The sequence below is a fragment of the Bacillus sp. V26 genome (assembly GCF_034296245.1).
In the GTDB taxonomy this organism is placed as follows: Bacteria; Bacillota; Bacilli; order Bacillales; family Bacillaceae; genus Bacillus; species Bacillus halotolerans.
In genome coordinates, this window is record NZ_JAXKQF010000007.1 from 1 (window position 1) to 16,094 (window position 16,094).

General features: G+C 40.8%; 18 protein-coding genes, 2 tRNA genes and 1 rRNA gene. 18 read left to right on the plus strand and 3 right to left on the minus strand.

Annotation, left to right across the window (positions count from 1 at the left end):
• Positions 1-10 precede the first annotated feature (10 nt).
• The 8 genes from rrf (at position 11) to tsaD (ending at position 4,173) form a co-directional block, all read left to right on the plus strand.
• Positions 11-126: ribosomal RNA gene (rrf, locus tag UJ203_RS17510) — 5S ribosomal RNA — on the plus strand.
• A 22-nt stretch (positions 127-148) separates the two neighbouring features.
• Positions 149-225: transfer RNA gene (locus tag UJ203_RS17515), tRNA-Met, on the plus strand.
• Between the two features lie 54 nt (positions 226-279).
• Positions 280-356: transfer RNA gene (locus UJ203_RS17520), tRNA-Asp, on the plus strand.
• Positions 357-536: 180 nt separating this feature from the next.
• The gene (gene thiL / locus UJ203_RS17525) at positions 537-1,514 is read left to right on the plus strand and encodes a thiamine-phosphate kinase (protein ID WP_322012822.1); all 978 of its coding nucleotides are present in this window, start codon (positions 537-539) and stop codon (positions 1,512-1,514) included.
• A gap of 14 nt (positions 1,515-1,528) precedes the next feature.
• Positions 1,529-2,005 (plus strand): tRNA (adenosine(37)-N6)-threonylcarbamoyltransferase complex ATPase subunit type 1 TsaE, encoded by a 477-nt coding sequence (gene tsaE / locus UJ203_RS17530; protein WP_044152848.1) that lies wholly within the window; start codon positions 1,529-1,531, stop codon positions 2,003-2,005.
• A complete protein-coding gene (gene tsaB, locus UJ203_RS17535; RefSeq protein WP_322012824.1) occupies positions 1,986-2,675 on the plus strand; it encodes a tRNA (adenosine(37)-N6)-threonylcarbamoyltransferase complex dimerization subunit type 1 TsaB in 690 nt (229 codons plus the stop codon). The genes tsaE and tsaB overlap by 20 nt, the downstream gene beginning before the upstream one ends.
• A 9-nt stretch (positions 2,676-2,684) precedes the next feature.
• A complete protein-coding gene (rimI, locus tag UJ203_RS17540) occupies positions 2,685-3,140 on the plus strand; it encodes a ribosomal protein S18-alanine N-acetyltransferase (RefSeq protein WP_322012826.1) in 456 nt (151 codons plus the stop codon).
• Complete coding sequence (tsaD, locus tag UJ203_RS17545; RefSeq protein ID WP_059293401.1) at positions 3,133-4,173, plus strand: tRNA (adenosine(37)-N6)-threonylcarbamoyltransferase complex transferase subunit TsaD; 1,041 nt, start codon at positions 3,133-3,135, stop codon at positions 4,171-4,173. Before rimI ends, tsaD begins: the two co-directional genes overlap by 8 nt.
• 226 nt (positions 4,174-4,399) lie before the next feature.
• On the opposite strand, the gene UJ203_RS17550 is transcribed toward tsaD, so the two are convergent.
• Positions 4,400-6,328 carry an ABC-F family ATP-binding cassette domain-containing protein gene (locus tag UJ203_RS17550; protein WP_322012829.1) on the minus strand — a complete coding sequence of 643 codons (1,929 nt, stop codon included), beginning with the start codon at positions 6,326-6,328 and terminating at the stop codon, positions 4,400-4,402.
• A 126-nt stretch (positions 6,329-6,454) separates the two neighbouring features.
• Here UJ203_RS17550 and moaC point away from each other — a divergent pair, with 126 nt between their 5' ends.
• From moaC to tatC, 4 genes are read left to right on the plus strand one after another with little or no spacing between them, the layout of a single operon-like run.
• Complete coding sequence (gene moaC, locus UJ203_RS17555) at positions 6,455-6,967, plus strand: cyclic pyranopterin monophosphate synthase MoaC (protein WP_322012830.1); 513 nt, start codon at positions 6,455-6,457, stop codon at positions 6,965-6,967.
• Entirely contained in the window at positions 6,964-7,611 is a 648-nt protein-coding gene (locus UJ203_RS17560) for a redox-sensing transcriptional repressor Rex (protein WP_010333209.1), read from the plus strand. Before moaC ends, UJ203_RS17560 begins: the two co-directional genes overlap by 4 nt.
• Before the next feature lie 21 nt (positions 7,612-7,632).
• Entirely contained in the window at positions 7,633-7,806 is a 174-nt protein-coding gene (tatAY, locus tag UJ203_RS17565) for a sec-independent protein translocase protein TatAY (RefSeq protein WP_010333210.1), read from the plus strand.
• Between the two features lie 6 nt (positions 7,807-7,812).
• The gene (gene tatC / locus UJ203_RS17570; protein ID WP_081638244.1) at positions 7,813-8,571 is read left to right on the plus strand and encodes a twin-arginine translocase subunit TatC; all 759 of its coding nucleotides are present in this window, start codon (positions 7,813-7,815) and stop codon (positions 8,569-8,571) included.
• A gap of 44 nt (positions 8,572-8,615) precedes the next feature.
• Here the strand turns inward: tatC and UJ203_RS17575 are convergent, their stop codons facing one another.
• Positions 8,616-8,807 carry a DUF4305 domain-containing protein gene (locus tag UJ203_RS17575; RefSeq protein ID WP_024120410.1) on the minus strand — a complete coding sequence of 64 codons (192 nt, stop codon included), beginning with the start codon at positions 8,805-8,807 and terminating at the stop codon, positions 8,616-8,618.
• Positions 8,804-9,538 carry a CPBP family intramembrane glutamic endopeptidase gene (locus tag UJ203_RS17580; RefSeq protein ID WP_105991255.1) on the minus strand — a complete coding sequence of 245 codons (735 nt, stop codon included), beginning with the start codon at positions 9,536-9,538 and terminating at the stop codon, positions 8,804-8,806. Before UJ203_RS17580 ends, UJ203_RS17575 begins: the two co-directional genes overlap by 4 nt.
• A gap of 238 nt (positions 9,539-9,776) precedes the next feature.
• Between UJ203_RS17580 and groES the strand changes: the two genes are divergently transcribed.
• From groES to UJ203_RS17610, 6 genes are all read left to right on the plus strand, one after another.
• Positions 9,777-10,061 (plus strand): co-chaperone GroES, encoded by a 285-nt coding sequence (groES, locus tag UJ203_RS17585; RefSeq protein ID WP_003155970.1) that lies wholly within the window; start codon positions 9,777-9,779, stop codon positions 10,059-10,061.
• A gap of 46 nt (positions 10,062-10,107) precedes the next feature.
• Positions 10,108-11,742 (plus strand): chaperonin GroEL, encoded by a 1,635-nt coding sequence (gene groL, locus UJ203_RS17590; RefSeq protein WP_010333214.1) that lies wholly within the window; start codon positions 10,108-10,110, stop codon positions 11,740-11,742.
• 530 nt (positions 11,743-12,272) lie between these two features.
• Positions 12,273-12,500, plus strand: a complete 228-nt coding sequence (locus UJ203_RS17595; protein ID WP_315916505.1) for a hypothetical protein — start codon at positions 12,273-12,275, stop codon at positions 12,498-12,500.
• A gap of 10 nt (positions 12,501-12,510) precedes the next feature.
• Positions 12,511-14,391: a hypothetical protein gene (locus UJ203_RS17600; protein ID WP_322012838.1), complete on the plus strand. Its 1,881-nt coding sequence runs from the start codon at positions 12,511-12,513 to the stop codon at positions 14,389-14,391.
• Complete coding sequence (locus UJ203_RS17605; RefSeq protein WP_322012840.1) at positions 14,381-15,310, plus strand: hypothetical protein; 930 nt, start codon at positions 14,381-14,383, stop codon at positions 15,308-15,310. The genes UJ203_RS17600 and UJ203_RS17605 overlap by 11 nt, the downstream gene beginning before the upstream one ends.
• The gene (locus tag UJ203_RS17610) at positions 15,307-16,071 is read left to right on the plus strand and encodes a DUF6339 family protein (protein WP_322012842.1); all 765 of its coding nucleotides are present in this window, start codon (positions 15,307-15,309) and stop codon (positions 16,069-16,071) included. The genes UJ203_RS17605 and UJ203_RS17610 overlap by 4 nt, the downstream gene beginning before the upstream one ends.
• Positions 16,072-16,094: the final 23 nt, after the last annotated feature.

The window sequence follows — 16,094 nt, forward strand, 5'->3', positions numbered from 1 at the left end:
CTCTCAATTGTTTGGTGGCGATAGCGAAGAGGTCACACCCGTTCCCATGCCGAACACGGAAGTTAAGCTCTTCAGCGCCGATGGTAGTCGGGGGTTTCCCCCTGTGAGAGTAGGACGCCGCCAAGCAGTTTTATCTTAATTATATCATCGCGGGGTGGAGCAGTTCGGTAGCTCGTCGGGCTCATAACCCGAAGGTCGCAGGTTCAAATCCTGCCCCCGCAACCAAAAAATATATCCTTTAAAATAAGGAGCGCCCGAAGGGTGCAACCAAATTAAAATGGTCCGGTAGTTCAGTTGGTTAGAATGCCTGCCTGTCACGCAGGAGGTCGCGGGTTCGAGTCCCGTCCGGACCGCCATTTATTGTAAACGAAACGATCATGTTTTCGTTTTTTTTGTGTTTTCTTTTATTACATCTTTTGCTTGGTATGAAAGCCAAGCTTTCTTTATATCGGCAATATCTTGGATATTTCACCATAATCCGATACACTAGATACAGTACATATAAAACATAATCAGACCAAAAGGAGGTTTGGTTAATGGATGAGTTTGATTTAATTAATAGTATTACTCCCCGGACCATTCACCATTCTTCCGTTGATGTAGGAATTGGAGACGATGCCGCTCTTTACACAGCTAAAAACGGTGTGCAGGAAATTGTATGTGTCGATACAATGGTAGAGGACGTGCATTTTAAATTGAGCTATTCTTCGCCGGAGGACATTGGATATAAGGCGTTGGCTATAAATATAAGTGATATTGCCGCAATGGGAGGTATTCCTAAGTTTTATTTAGTGTCTCTTGCGGTGCCTTCAAAATGGACGGAATCAGAAATCAAGGCAATGTATGAAGGAATGAATGAACTGGCGAAACTATACTGTATGGACCTGATTGGCGGTGATACAGTTTCTACTTCTGATAAACTAGTCGTCACAGTGACTGTGATTGGGGAAGTTGAAAAGGGACGTGCCTGTTTGCGCAGTTTGGCAAAGCCGAATGATATTGTCTTTGTCACTGGTGAAATCGGTTCTTCTGCCGCTGGACTTTCATTGCTGCTAAAAGAGTCCTCCCATCCGGAAACATCATTTGAAACAGATTACTTTATCAATAGGCATAAACGGCCTCACCCAAGAGTGAGTGTTGGCAGACTATGCTCGAACGCTCAGCGTGTGGCTCTTAATGATATTAGTGACGGATTGGCAAGTGAATTGCATGAAATTGCTGAATCCAGCTCTGTTTCAATAGAAATTGACGAGAGCCTTCTTCCAGTTCATCCGGACATGCCTAAGTTAAATTCCAAATGGAAGGAATGGGCTTTGTTTGGCGGAGAGGATTTTGAGCTGACTGGGACGATCTCAAAGGAAGACTGGGAAGTGTTACAGCAGGAGTGCAGCAGACTTCAACTGCCAATTACAAAGATTGGATGTGTCCGAGAAAAGACAGAATCCAATGTCATATTAAAGACAGATGAAGAAACAATGACTTTAGAGAAAAAAGGATATAATCATTTTAAATAAGACGGGTGACTCGTGTGAAGCAATTAAAATGGAGAACTGTAAATCCTGAAGAAACAAAAGCGATTGCTAAGCTGACTGCATCGTTTTCAAAGCCTGGGGACGTCCTGACATTAGAGGGCGATTTAGGAGCTGGGAAAACAACCTTTACAAAAGGTTTTGCTGAAGGACTCGGAATTACACGTGTTGTAAACAGTCCGACGTTTACGATCATAAAAGAATATAACGATGGTTCACTTCCTCTTTATCATATGGATGTATACAGAATGGAAGACGAGAGTGAAGACTTAGGACTTGATGAATATTTTCATGGACAAGGTGTCTGCTTAGTGGAATGGGCACATTTAATTGAAGAGCAGCTTCCGCAGGAGCGACTGCAAATTGTCATTAAAAGAGCTGGTGATGATGAAAGAGAGATCACCTTTACAGCTGTGGGGAATCGGTATGAAATGCTTTGTGAGGAGATAAGTAGACATGACAATATTAGCAATTGATACATCGAATTATACTTTAGGCATAGCGCTGCTTCGGGACAACACTGTCATAGCAGAATACATGACATATTTAAAAAAGAATCACTCTGTGAGGGCGATGCCTGCTGTTCATTCTTTGCTGAATGATTGTGATATAACCCCGCAGGATATTTCTAAAATTGTTGTCGCAAAAGGTCCAGGCTCGTACACAGGGGTGAGAATCGGTGTAACCATTGCCAAAACACTTGCCTGGTCTTTAAACATTCCGATTTCTGCTGTTTCAAGTCTTGAAGCGCTGGCGGCAAATGGACGTCACTTTGACGGTCTGATCAGCCCTATATTTGATGCGAGACGCGGACAGGTGTATACAGGTCTTTATGAACATAAAAACGGTCTTTTAGAACAGGCTGTGCCGGATCAAAATGTGATGCTGACAGAGTGGCTGGAGATGCTAAAAGAGAAGGATCGCCCTGTTTTGTTTTTAGGACATGATACATCCATACACAAGGAGACGATACTGGATGTATTAGGGACAAAAGGAATCATAGGGTCTGCGGCTCAGCATAATCCCCGCCCTTCCGAATTGGCTTACTTGGGTGCGGATAGGGAAGCTGCTGATATTCACGGGCTTGTGCCGGATTATTTACGGCTTGCAGAAGCTGAAGCGAAATGGATTGAAAGTCAAAAGTAGGGTGATAGGATGAAAACAAAAGCAGCAGTCAGAAAAATGCAGCTTGATGATGTTGATCACGTATACGAAATTGAAACATCCTCCTTTACGTCTCCCTGGACGAAGGATTCGTTTTATCATGAATTGCTTGAAAATCCGTATGCTCACTATCTCGTGATTGAAAAGAACGATTGTATCGCGGGTTATTGTGGAATTTGGATTGTGATGGACGACGCCCAAATCACAAATATAGCGATTAAACCAGAGTATAGGGGCCAGTCTTTAGGAGAAGCACTTTTTCGTTCAGCTCTCGAGCTTTGTAAAGAAAAAGAGGCGAGGCGGCTTTCGCTTGAAGTGAGGGTTTCCAATCACCCTGCTCAAAGTTTATATAAAAAGTTCGGGATGCAGCCCGGCGGAATAAGAAAGAACTATTATACTGATAACGGGGAAGATGCGTTAATTATGTGGGTGACGATAAATGAATGAGCAAAAAGATCTTTATATATTAGGAATCGAAACGAGCTGCGATGAAACGGCAGCAGCTATTGTAAAAAACGGAACAGAAATCGTCTCGAACGTTGTGGCCTCTCAAATTGAAAGCCATAAACGATTCGGAGGGGTTGTGCCGGAAATTGCATCAAGACATCATGTGGAGCAAATCACTTTAGTGATCGAAGAGGCTTTCCGTAAAGCAGACATGACATACCGTGACATAGATGCGATTGCAGTTACTGAAGGCCCGGGATTGGTGGGAGCACTGCTAATCGGGGTAAACGCCGCTAAAGCATTGAGCTTTGCGCATCAGATCCCGTTAGTTGGAGTCCATCATATAGCGGGCCATATCTACGCAAACCGTCTGGTAGAAGAGATTGTTTTTCCAGCGCTTGCATTGGTCGTTTCCGGCGGCCATACGGAATTGGTTTATATGAAAGAACACGGTTCATTTGAAGTAATCGGGGAAACACTCGATGACGCAGCGGGGGAAGCTTATGACAAAGTGGCGAGAACAATGGGTCTCCCGTATCCAGGCGGACCGCAGATTGACAAGCTTGCGGAATCAGGGAATGACACTATTCCTCTGCCTCGCGCATGGCTTGAAGAAGGTTCTTATAATTTCAGCTTCAGCGGGCTGAAATCAGCTGTGATCAATACGCTTCATAACGCGGCTCAAAAAGGACAAGAAATTGCGCCGGAAGATCTTTCTGCCAGTTTTCAGAATAGCGTCATTGATGTCTTAGTGACAAAAACGGCACGCGCTGCAAAGGAATATGGTGTCAAACAGGTTCTTTTGGCCGGCGGAGTAGCTGCAAACAGAGGACTCAGAGCTGCGTTACAGAAGGAATTTTCCCAGCATGAGGGGACGGCGCTCATCATTCCTCCGCTATCCTTATGTACGGATAATGCTGCAATGATTGCTGCGGCCGGTACAATTGCTTTTGAAAAAGGGATTCGCGGATCATATGATATGAATGGCCAGCCTGGTCTTGAATTGACTTCTTACCAAGGTCTCACGACATAATGGCGTGAGGCTTTTTTATTGTTATTAACAGATAATTCTCAATTTATCCACATATCTGTGAGTAATTATGGAGATATAGATGGATAAAGGGGTTGAGAGGCTGTTAATAAAGTGGATAAATTCAGAATATTTTGTGGATACTGTGTATAAACCGCTTTCTTCGTTTGCTTATAAGGCTATTTTCTGTGGATAAAAAGCACCTCTAAAAAAGAGGTGCTTGACTTTTTTAATCTTCTTCTGTGGATAGTTCTTCCCATTCTGATAATAGGTTTTCCAATTCTTGATTGAGTTTCTCGTTGTCAGCGTGGATGGCTTGTACCTTTTCGTGGTCCTGATATACTTCCGGATCACAAAGTAATTCATCATTGTGACTGATTTTTTCTTCTATGGTTTGAACTGTCGTTTCAATTTCTTCTATGCGTCTGAGTCGTTGGCGTTCTTTCTTTTTCCATTCTTTTTCTTCCTCATAAGAACGCTTAGAGTCGGATTTCATTGCAGCCGTTGCCTTTTCAGTTTCCTCTTGCTGTTTCATTTTCTCCAATTCCAGCTGCTGTGTTTTTTTCTCTGTATAATAATCGTAATCTCCGAGATATTCTTCAATATGGTTTGGAGAAAGCTCATATACCCTTGTTGCGATTCTGTTAATAAAATATCTGTCATGTGAGACAAATAACAATGTGCCCGGATAATCGATCAAGGCGTTTTCGAGAACTTCTTTGCTGTCTAAGTCAAGATGGTTCGTCGGCTCATCAAGAATGAGAAAGTTAGCTTTTTGCAGCATCAGCTTTGCCAGGGCCACTCTTGCTTTTTCGCCCCCGCTTAGGGAATGGACGGGTTTAAGCACATCATCCCCGGAGAATAAGAAATTTCCGAGGCACGTTCTGATTTCTTTCTCTTGAAGCTCGGGATACTCGTCCCACAGCTCATCAATGACGCGTTTAGAGGAAGTCAGCTCAGCCTGTTCCTGGTCATAGTAACCGACACTGACATTTGAACCGTACGCTATTGTTCCTTGATCCGGCTTCAGTGTGTTTATTAATGTTTTCAGCAAGGTTGATTTTCCGATTCCGTTGGGACCTACAAGAGCGGCGCTTTCTCCTCTTGTTAGCCTAAACGACACATCTGTCAGAAGCGGCGGCTGGTTTTCATAGCTGATGGCCAGATCCTGAACCCGCAGGACCTCGTTCCCGCTCTGTTTTGTAATGTCGAAATGAAAATTTGCTGATTTTTCGTCGCCGAGCGGTTTTGACATGACGTCCATCCGTTCAAGCTGTTTCCGGCGGCTTTGTGCTCTTTTTGTCGTTGAGGCTCTCGCTAGATTTCGGTCTACAAAGTCCTGCAGCTTGGCGATTTCACCCTGCTGTTTTTCATACAGCTTAAGATCCTTTTCATATTGGGCAGCTTTTTGGTCTAGATAAGCGCTGTAGTTGCCGTGATACTTTTTGCTTTCTGATCTTGATACCTCGTACACCTGGTTCACCACTTTGTCTAAAAAGTAGCGGTCGTGAGAAACAATCAGAATAGCGCCTGAATAGCCTTGTAAATAATGTTCAAGCCAGGTCAGCGTATCAATATCCAGATGGTTGGTCGGCTCATCTAGAATGAGAAGGTCAGGCTGTGTTAACAGAAGCTTACCCAAGGCCAGTCTTGTTTTCTGACCTCCGCTCAGGCTTTGCACCTGTGTTGAATCGTCAAAATGGCTGAAGCCGAGACCGTGCAGCACAGATCTGACATCTGCTTCATATTGATAGCCGCCTTTATCTTTAAATTCCTGTTGCAGGCGGTCGTAGGTTTTCATGATGCTTTCCAGTTCACTTGGGTCAGCTGCCGCCATTTTTTCTTCTATGTTTCGCATTTCTTTTTCCATCGCTTTTAAGTGATCAAAAACAGTCAGCAGCTCTTCTTTTATGGTAAGCTTAGAATCCAAGCCGGTATGCTGGGCCAAATAGCCCATTGTGATATCTTTCGGCTTGATCATTTCACCCTTTTCATATGAAAGGTGACCTGCGATAATTTTAAGGAGTGTAGATTTCCCAGCGCCGTTTCTTCCTACAATTGCGACGCGATCACGGTTTCTGACTTCCAGCTTTATATTGTTTAAAATAGTATCAGCACCAAATGATTTGGAAAGCTGATTAATTTGTAAGATCATCATATTATTTCACCTCTGCTATAATAAGTTAAGTGTAGCTTATGAACCAGAACTCAGCAAACAATACATTGGCCGAATAAGACATAGAGAAGAAAATAGTGTATGATCTGTTTAAGGAGAGTTTTTACTATGAATGGATTTTCTCATTTTAATGAACAGGGCAGAGCCCAGATGGTGGATATCAGCGAAAAATCTTCGACTGTCCGTACTGCGGCGGCTGTATCAAGCGTACACATGAAGAGTGAAGTGTACGAGAAAATAAAAAGCCATGATATCGGCAAAGGAGATGTACTTGCTGTCGCTCAGGTGGCGGGCATTATGGCTGCGAAACAAACATCAAATATCATTCCGATGTGCCATCCGCTATCCTTGAGCGGGGTCGATATTTCGTTTAACTGGAAAATAAAAGAAAAAGAAGTTATACTTCATATAAAAGCACAGGTCAAAACAAAAGGGAGTACAGGTGTGGAAATGGAAGCGCTAACTTCTGCATCGGTGTGTGCCCTTACTGTTTACGATATGTGCAAGGCGCTTGATAAGGGGATGGTCATTGGCCCTACCTGCTTGCTGGAAAAGACAGGCGGGAAAAACGGTGACTTTAAAAGAGAACTATCCGAGTATAATTTGGAGGACCAAAAATGAATAAGGATCAATCAAAAATTCCGCAGGCGACGGCAAAACGGCTGCCGCTTTATTATCGCTTTTTAAAGAATCTGCATGCGTCAGGAAAACAGCGTGTATCATCCGCTGAACTCAGCGATGCCGTAAAGGTTGATTCTGCCACGATTCGCAGGGATTTTTCCTATTTTGGAGCTCTTGGCAAAAAAGGATACGGATATAATGTCGATTATTTGCTGTCATTTTTCCGAAAAACGCTGGATCAGGATGAAATGACAGACGTTATCCTGATTGGTGTCGGAAACTTAGGAACAGCGTTTCTTCACTATAATTTCACAAAAAATAATAACACAAAAATTTCTATGGCTTTTGATATAAATGAGAGTAAAATAGGAACTGAGGTAGGCGGTGTGCCCGTCTTTAACCTTGATGATCTTGAAAAACATGTAAAAGGCGAATCAGTTGCCATTCTGACAGTGCCCGCAGTTGCGGCCCAGTCGATTACCGACAGATTGGTTGCGTTAGGGATTAAGGGTATTCTTAATTTTACGCCGGCCCGTTTGAATGTGCCGGAACACATTCGAATTCATCATATAGATTTAGCTGTAGAGCTTCAGTCACTGGTTTATTTCTTGAAGCATTATTCTGTTTTAGAGGAAATCGAGTAACCGGAAAGGAGGAGCCCAAATATGCCGATCGGTCCTGGAAGCCTTGCTGTTATCGCAATCGTTGCTCTGATTATCTTTGGCCCCAAAAAGCTGCCTGAGTTGGGAAAAGCGGCTGGAGACACACTTCGTGAATTCAAAAATGCTACTAAAGGATTAGCGAGTGATGATGAGGAAAAAAAGAAAGAGAATCAGTAAGTTAGGATGACACAAATGAAAGTGAATCAAATGTCGCTGCTGGAGCATATTGCGGAGCTTCGAAAACGATTGCTGGTTGTGGCGCTGGCGTTTGTTGTTTTCTTTATCGCGGGATTTTTTTTAGCGAAGCCGATTATAGTGTATCTGCAAGAAACGGATGAAGCGAAGGAGCTCACGCTCAACGCGTTTAATCTGACAGACCCGCTTTATGTGTTTATGCAGTTTGCGTTTATCATCGGGATTGTCCTGACTTCGCCGGTTATTCTTTATCAGCTTTGGGCTTTTGTGAGCCCGGGCCTCTATGAAAAGGAGCGCAAAGTAACGCTCAGCTACATTCCGATCTCTATTTTGCTGTTTTTAGCGGGTTTATCTTTTTCCTATTATATTTTATTTCCTTTTGTTGTCGATTTTATGAAACGGATATCTCAGGATTTGAATGTCACTCAGGTGATTGGAATTAATGAATATTTTCATTTTCTTCTGCAGCTGACGATTCCGTTTGGACTGTTGTTTCAAATGCCGGTCATCCTTATGTTTTTGACAAGGCTTGGAATTGTGACACCGATGTTCTTAGCGAAAATCAGAAAGTATGCGTACTTTACGCTGCTTGTGATTGCTGCTCTGATCACACCACCTGAGCTTTTGTCTCATATGATGGTGACTGTTCCGCTCTTGATTTTGTATGAAATCAGTATTTTAATATCGAAGGCTGCCTATCGGAAAGCGCAGAAAAACAGTGCTGCCGATCAGGACGTTTCTTCTTAGCCAACATAAAAAATCCATTTCTCATAGAGAGAAATGGATTTTCTTTATTTCTGGTTCTTCTTTATTTTAAATGAAAAGGCGAACATCTTAAAAGAAATGCTGATGTTGTATGCAGCGAACACCATCAGCAGGATGGAGTAAAATGACCACATGCTGCCTGGCGAGCTTGCGGCGAGATAAGTAAAGATGCACCCTACGGCAAAGTAGATCATTCCCCACACTATCGGGTTTCTCATGAAAATAATCCTCCAATAATCAATTGCATTTGTGTGCTTTGCTGTTCAAGGTATTTCTGAACAGGCTCAAGCTGCATAATGACGACGAATGTATTCATCATTACATGGGCGAAAATCGGCACCCAAATCCGTTTGGTTCTCGCATATAGAAATGCAAAGGTAAAGCCCATTGCCGTATACAGCAGAAGGTGCGTTAAATCCGCGTGAACAATTCCGAAAATAATGGAGCTGATCAGTCCGGCAATAAAGAAATTTGTTTTTTCGTACAGCGCGCCGAAAATGATTTTTCTGAAGATGATTTCTTCTAATATAGGCCCGATGATAGAAGAAACGATAATCATAAGCGGGACTGCCTGAATCACATCCAGGATGGCTTTTGTATTTTCTGATTCTCTTCCGATGCCAAATACATAATATTCAATAGAACCGGCTATTCCTTGAGAGAAAAGGGCTATGAAAAACCCGGCTATCGCCCAAAGGATCGAAAGTCCGACCGTGTCTTTCTTTTCGTTTCGCAGCGTAGTTTTAGGCACAGTCCTGAGAATGAGCAAAACAACAATCAGACAGGCAATAAAACTGATGACGGACCATAATCCCTGCGCGTACAGCAGATTTTCTTTTGTGGGCTGTCCTCCCGCATAACCGAATTTAAATAACAAGGGAATCGCGATTACTGCGGAAAACTGCATGATGATATATGTCAAAATAATAAACCAATACTGTTTTCTCAAATGGTATGTACTCCTTTGTTAAATAGGTTTCTTTTGTCTACAGCTATTGTAACATAATTGAATCGGGGGTGAAAAAGCCAAGGGATATCTGAGCTGAAAAGAATGATGTAAGCGTGAAAAATTTTTTATCTTATCACTTGAAATTGGAAGTGAGATTCTTTATTATAAGAATTGTGTTAGCACTCTTTAGTGCTGAGTGCTAAAATTACATATTCATACTATTGAGGAGGTTATTACATTGTTAAAGCCATTAGGTGATCGCGTTGTCATTGAACTCGTAGAATCTGAAGAAAAAACTGCCAGCGGAATTGTGTTACCGGATTCTGCAAAAGAAAAGCCGCAAGAAGGCAAAATCGTGGCAGCTGGTTCAGGTCGCGTGTTAGAAAGCGGAGAGCGCGTTGCTTTAGAAGTAAAAGAGGGCGACCGCATTATCTTCTCAAAATACGCAGGTACTGAAGTGAAATACGAAGGTACTGAATACTTAATCTTACGTGAAAGCGACATTTTAGCTGTTATCGGCTAATTCTTAAATAAACAAATACTTAAAAATTCGAGGAGGTTTCGTACACATGGCAAAAGATATTAAGTTTAGTGAAGAAGCTCGCCGCGCAATGCTTCGCGGTGTTGATGCACTTGCTGATGCTGTAAAAGTAACTTTAGGACCAAAAGGACGCAACGTGGTTCTAGAGAAAAAATTCGGTTCTCCGTTAATCACTAATGACGGTGTAACAATCGCTAAAGAAATCGAACTTGAAGACGCGTTTGAAAACATGGGTGCTAAGCTTGTAGCTGAAGTAGCCAGCAAAACAAACGACGTTGCCGGTGACGGTACAACAACTGCGACAGTTCTTGCGCAAGCAATGATCCGCGAAGGCCTTAAAAACGTAACAGCAGGCGCTAACCCTGTAGGCGTGCGTAAAGGTATGGAACAAGCTGTAAACGTTGCGATCGAGAACCTGAAAGAAATTTCTAAGCCAATCGAAGGCAAAGAATCTATCGCTCAGGTTGCTGCGATCTCTGCTGCTGATGAGGAAGTCGGAAGCCTTATCGCTGAAGCAATGGAGCGCGTAGGCAACGACGGCGTTATCACAATCGAAGAGTCTAAAGGCTTCACAACTGAGCTTGAAGTTGTTGAAGGTATGCAATTCGACCGCGGATATGCGTCTCCTTACATGGTAACTGATTCTGATAAGATGGAAGCGGTTCTTGACAATCCTTACATCTTAATCACAGACAAAAAAATCACAAACATTCAAGAAATTCTTCCTGTGCTTGAGCAGGTTGTTCAGCAAGGCAAACCATTGCTTCTGATCGCTGAGGATGTTGAAGGTGAAGCTCTCGCAACACTTGTTGTGAATAAACTTCGCGGCACATTCAACGCAGTGGCTGTTAAAGCTCCTGGCTTCGGTGACCGCCGTAAAGCAATGCTTGAAGACATCGCTGTCCTTACTGGCGGAGAAGTCATCACAGAAGATCTTGGCCTTGACCTGAAATCTACTGAAATCGGACAATTGGGACGCGCTTCTAAAGTTGTGGTTACAAAAGAAAACACAACAATCGTTGAAGGCGCTGGCGAAACAGATAAAATTTCTGCACGCGTCACTCAAATCCGCGCTCAAGTGGAAGAAACAACTTCTGAGTTCGACAGAGAAAAATTACAAGAGCGTCTTGCTAAACTTGCTGGCGGCGTAGCTGTCATCAAAGTCGGCGCTGCGACTGAAACTGAGCTGAAAGAGCGTAAACTTCGCATCGAAGACGCCCTGAACTCAACTCGCGCAGCTGTTGAAGAAGGCATCGTATCCGGCGGTGGTACAGCGCTTGTAAACGTATATAACAAAGTCGCTGCAGTTGAAGCTGAAGGTGATGCGCAAACAGGTATCAACATCGTGCTTCGCGCGCTTGAAGAGCCAATTCGTCAAATCGCGCACAATGCAGGTCTTGAAGGATCTGTCATCGTTGAGCGCCTGAAAAACGAAGAAATCGGCGTAGGCTTCAACGCTGCAACTGGCGAATGGGTAAACATGATCGAAAAAGGTATCGTTGACCCAACGAAAGTAACACGCTCTGCACTGCAAAACGCAGCTTCTGTAGCAGCAATGCTCTTAACAACTGAAGCTGTTGTCGCTGACAAACCGGAAGAAAATGCCGGCGGCGCAGGAATGCCTGACATGGGCGGCATGGGCGGTATGGGCGGCATGATGTAATCATGCTTCCTGAATCCCGTTAAAAATGGGATTTCTAGATCCTTATATACTCTGAGTTTAACCGTGGGGTAACAAAAGGGTAACATTTTCTTAACTAAGGGTCTAAATTAGAGGTTTTCCATTAGTTCTTTGAACTTTTGGGAAGCCTCTTTTTTCTTTGCATTCATTTTTATTCGTTTCTCCATCGTTATAACCTGATCGCTTCATAATTTGTTGAAAACTTATTCCTGCCTTTACTAAAAGAAAGCGAGATATAACTTAATGGGAGAGGGGAGTTTTGGAATTAATATTGCAATTATAGTTAGGGTCAGATACGGTTTTCTATTTTTTATGTAAAGCGGATGACCAGTTAGTTCCATAATCTTTACGGGTATAATAGCTTGTTAGTATATTTTTAATAGTTAACAAACGAGAAAAAATAACAGTATATTAGAAATGTGGTTATTTTTTCATATATATATTGAAAAAAACATATTATTATTATAATATTTAATTGTTTAAATATTTTAAATGTTTTTAAGAGGTGTATCATGGAAGATAAAAGAGTGAGATTTGAGAGATTAGCAGAAAAAAGAATGTCAGATGTAATAAAGAAATTACGTTTAGTTGGAAATTTATCAAATAAAAACAACTATGAATATTCAGAAGAACAAGCTAAACAAATAATTGACACTCTAGATCAAGAAATAAAAATGCTTAAAAATAGATTTAAAGAAGAACAAAGTAGAAACTGCAGTACATTCAAATTTAGAAAGTAGTGGTGGGCAAATGGAAACAACTAATAAGAAAATCAATTGGAAATTCCCTAAAACTGGGTGGGGTACAGAAAATGGGAAAAATGATCCTGGAATGGAAACATTTCGTGGTAACCCTTATCCAGCTCTAGCGAGAGAACCAATACAAAATTCTATAGATGCCTGGAATGATCATAGTAAGCCAGTACGTGTAGAGTTTTCAGTTTTTAAACTTCCACAAGAGAAGTTTCCAGGAAGAGAAGGATATATTAAGATTGTAAAGCAGTGTATTGATGAAGCGAAAAATGGCTCAGAAACAAAGAAAGAAATGGAAAAGGCATTACAGGCTATTAAAGAAAACGAGATTTATTTTATGAAGATTAGTGATTTTAATACAAAGGGTTTGAGTGGTTCAGACAAATTGAGAGGTTCAGACTGGCATCGTTTAATTAAAGTGGTTGGAGAATCTGATAAAGAAGAGACGTCCGGCGGAGCGTTTGGAATAGGAAAACATGCTCCTTTTGTCTGTTCAAATTTAAAAGTTGTTTTCTACAATACAATGGACTCAGAAGGCAAAAAAGCTTTTCAAGGTGTAGCAAAACTTATTACATTTACCGGTGAAGACGGAGAACCACACCAAGCAACCGGGTTTTATGGTGAAACTGACAAAATCCAACCTGTTAAAGATATGAATCTCATTGATAACATCTTTGTTAGAGATGAAACGGGCACAGACTTATTTGTCGCAGGATTCGAATATAGAGATACATGGGAAGATGAGATTATTGAGGCTGTTATCAGCAGTTTCTTTGTTGCAATTTATGAAAATGCTCTTGAAGTAAAAGTTGGCCAACATGTAATTAATAAGGCTTCGCTTAATTATTACATTGAACGCTTGATGAATAACGGCTCCAAAAGCAATGTTATCAACTACTATGAAGTTTTAACTTCAATTAGTGAGCCATTCATCGAAAAAGACTTTGAAGGTCTAGGAGAAGTTCGGCTGTATGTAGCTACTAACAATAAATACAACAAAAAAGTAGCTATGGTGCGTAAAACCGGGATGGTTATAAAAGAAAAGCAAAATTATCAAATTCCCATTAAATACGCAGGCATTTTATTAATTAAGGGGGACGCTTTTAATAAAGAGTTAAAAAGAGTTGAGAATCCTGCACACACTGACTGGGAGCTGAAACGAAAGAAGGATGTTAAGGTTATTAAATCAGCTCTAAAAGAACTGAATAAGTGGATTAATGATAAAATAAAATCCCTTTCACCATTTGAAGAAGCAGAATCTTTTGACGTTGATGAATTATCACAATTTTTGCCTGATGAAAGTGATGAAATGCAATTTGATAGCGAGCAAGTGACAGATGAAGGGGACAGAGGTCAGCCTTTAGAGTCTAAGTTAGTTAAAATTAGCCCGAAACGCAAAAAGAAACCAGTTAAAGTAAGTGACTGGGAAGATAAGGATGATGACAATTCTACTACAATAGGCAACACCAAAGAAATCCCTGGCTCAACAAATACAGATCTATCCTACCCGGGGAAGCCGCAACCAACACCTCCAAGACCGCCAAGACCAGAACCGAAACCATCTGACGAAAAGATTCAGAAAGCTAAAGTTTCCAGATATAAATTATTCTGTTTGAATCCTGAAATTGGTGATCTATACCGAATTAATTTAAATGTGAAAAAAGAGGGAGAGCTTTCATTGCGCCTTGAAATACTGGGTGAGGATTCCGATCTACCTGCACTAATTTCGAAAGCAAAAATTTCAGGTCAAGATCAGCTGTTGCCCATTTATGATAATGTTATAGGCCCTGTTAAGGTTTCAGCTGGTAACAACCGAATCGAATTTCAATTAACAGAAAAAGTACGTGTAGCGATGGGAGTAACGTTCAATGGCAAATAAAAATTATCCGCATCCAGTATTAGTTTCATATACAGATGATTTTAATCCATCGAAAGCGGAATTTGATATTAAAGTGTCAAAAAGAATCAACAGAATGAACTATGAGCTTTATTGTGATGTTCTTTTGAATGAAGATAATCTTCAAGCTCTTTTAGATGAAGAAAAAGTAACATTTGCTGTAAAAGTCGTTTGTTCTACTACCAGATACAGAAATATATTTCTATTTCGCTCTACAGAAAATTACCTTACAATTCCGGCTTTTTTACTTGAGAAAAAAGTTGACATATCTACTTTTATTGTAGCAACAGAGCAAATTGATAATTATTACAGCCTGGCATTTAATGAAGACTATGAAGATGCGAAATTTACTGTTTTTCCAGGAGATGTTTTAGCAGAAGGATCAGAATACACATTTAATATTGAAAAGAAGATTGACCCACTAGTTAAAGTTCCTTCAGTTTTCACGATTGTTTATAATGCTGAAAATCTGCACGCTGATGTTCACAGCAATGGTGAAAAGATTATAATAACATTAAACAAGCAAGATTTCGATAAATATAAACAGCTTAAACCTTTGCAAAATCAGTACGGGCATCTAGCAGCTCTTACCTCATCTATATTTATTTTGCCTGCCTTAGTGTCAGTAATTGAAAATATTCGCCGGGAACTGATGAACCTCGACAATGATTTAGAGGCAATAAAGGACTACATAAATGACAAAGAAAATGATCATAGATGGTTTAAAGTCATTAATGCTCGCCTGCTTGATGAAGGCATCAAATTAAGTGAGCCGGATAACATTATGGAAAGTTCACTTGTAATTGCTCAAAAACTGTTAGGTAATCCGCTTTCTAATGGATTACAGTTTTTTGATGAATTAATGGCAGGGATATCATCAAGCGAGGAGGATTCAGTATGAATTTAAAATACATGAAAGAAGATGCTGTTACGCAATTACGCGAAAATATGATGAGTAATGTTAATTATTACAAAAGTGGTGAGGATTGGGTTGATTCTTACCTAAAAGATACTACTAGAATGGAAAACTGGTTATTAGAGTCTAGGATTTCATATCAGATAGTCGAATTAGAAACAGACGGAAGTGACAATAAAGTCAGTAAAACGGATGCCGAAAATGCTAAGCGTATTCACAAATCATTAAAAACTTTGACACCTGCACAAGCTGTTGATCCACGCATTTGGACGTACTTAACGCATGTAATTTATCGGGAATACATGGCTGTCAGATGGTTAAGTAGAGCCGAAACAGCCCGGGGAACTCTACAAAGATATTTTGCCAGCACAAATCGGGAGCTTATTAGAAATGGAATAGCGCGTTTATGGTGGTACGGCTATTTAACATATGATGGGACACGAGACAATCCGTATGAATTAACAGATTTCTTACTGTCGAATCAAAATATTGCACAAGCATTACTAGAACGAAAGCTAGGCGATAATAAGCAGTGGTTGATCAACATGTTAGATATTGTATTTAAATATAAAAATGATTATCCTGAAATTATGATTAGTAATAATATCAAGGAATTGGCGATATATCTTAATTTTTCAGGTGGCGTAACAGTTTTAGATTGTTTAAGTAAAGATGCAACTGAAAGTTTCTTTCTGAAATGGGTTCAGAAGAAAGGGTTTAAAAAGAAAGAGGTATTGGTAATATAATCATGAATTTTGATAATTAAACA

Coding starts and splice junctions, on each gene's coding strand:
- thiL (WP_322012822.1), top strand. CDS start 537: ATGGATGAGTTTGATTTAATTAATAGTATTACTCCCCGGACCATTCAC.
- tsaB (WP_322012824.1), top strand. CDS start 1,986: ATGACAATATTAGCAATTGATACATCGAATTATACTTTAGGCATAGCG.
- rimI (WP_322012826.1), top strand. CDS start 2,685: ATGAAAACAAAAGCAGCAGTCAGAAAAATGCAGCTTGATGATGTTGAT.
- tsaD (WP_059293401.1), top strand. CDS start 3,133: ATGAATGAGCAAAAAGATCTTTATATATTAGGAATCGAAACGAGCTGC.
- UJ203_RS17550 (WP_322012829.1), bottom strand. CDS start 6,328: ATGATGATCTTACAAATTAATCAGCTTTCCAAATCATTTGGTGCTGAT.
- moaC (WP_322012830.1), top strand. CDS start 6,455: ATGAATGGATTTTCTCATTTTAATGAACAGGGCAGAGCCCAGATGGTG.
- UJ203_RS17560 (WP_010333209.1), top strand. CDS start 6,964: ATGAATAAGGATCAATCAAAAATTCCGCAGGCGACGGCAAAACGGCTG.
- tatAY (WP_010333210.1), top strand. CDS start 7,633: ATGCCGATCGGTCCTGGAAGCCTTGCTGTTATCGCAATCGTTGCTCTG.
- tatC (WP_081638244.1), top strand. CDS start 7,813: ATGACACAAATGAAAGTGAATCAAATGTCGCTGCTGGAGCATATTGCG.
- UJ203_RS17575 (WP_024120410.1), bottom strand. CDS start 8,807: ATGAGAAACCCGATAGTGTGGGGAATGATCTACTTTGCCGTAGGGTGC.
- groL (WP_010333214.1), top strand. CDS start 10,108: ATGGCAAAAGATATTAAGTTTAGTGAAGAAGCTCGCCGCGCAATGCTT.
- UJ203_RS17595 (WP_315916505.1), top strand. CDS start 12,273: ATGGAAGATAAAAGAGTGAGATTTGAGAGATTAGCAGAAAAAAGAATG.
- UJ203_RS17600 (WP_322012838.1), top strand. CDS start 12,511: ATGGAAACAACTAATAAGAAAATCAATTGGAAATTCCCTAAAACTGGG.
- UJ203_RS17605 (WP_322012840.1), top strand. CDS start 14,381: ATGGCAAATAAAAATTATCCGCATCCAGTATTAGTTTCATATACAGAT.
- UJ203_RS17610 (WP_322012842.1), top strand. CDS start 15,307: ATGAATTTAAAATACATGAAAGAAGATGCTGTTACGCAATTACGCGAA.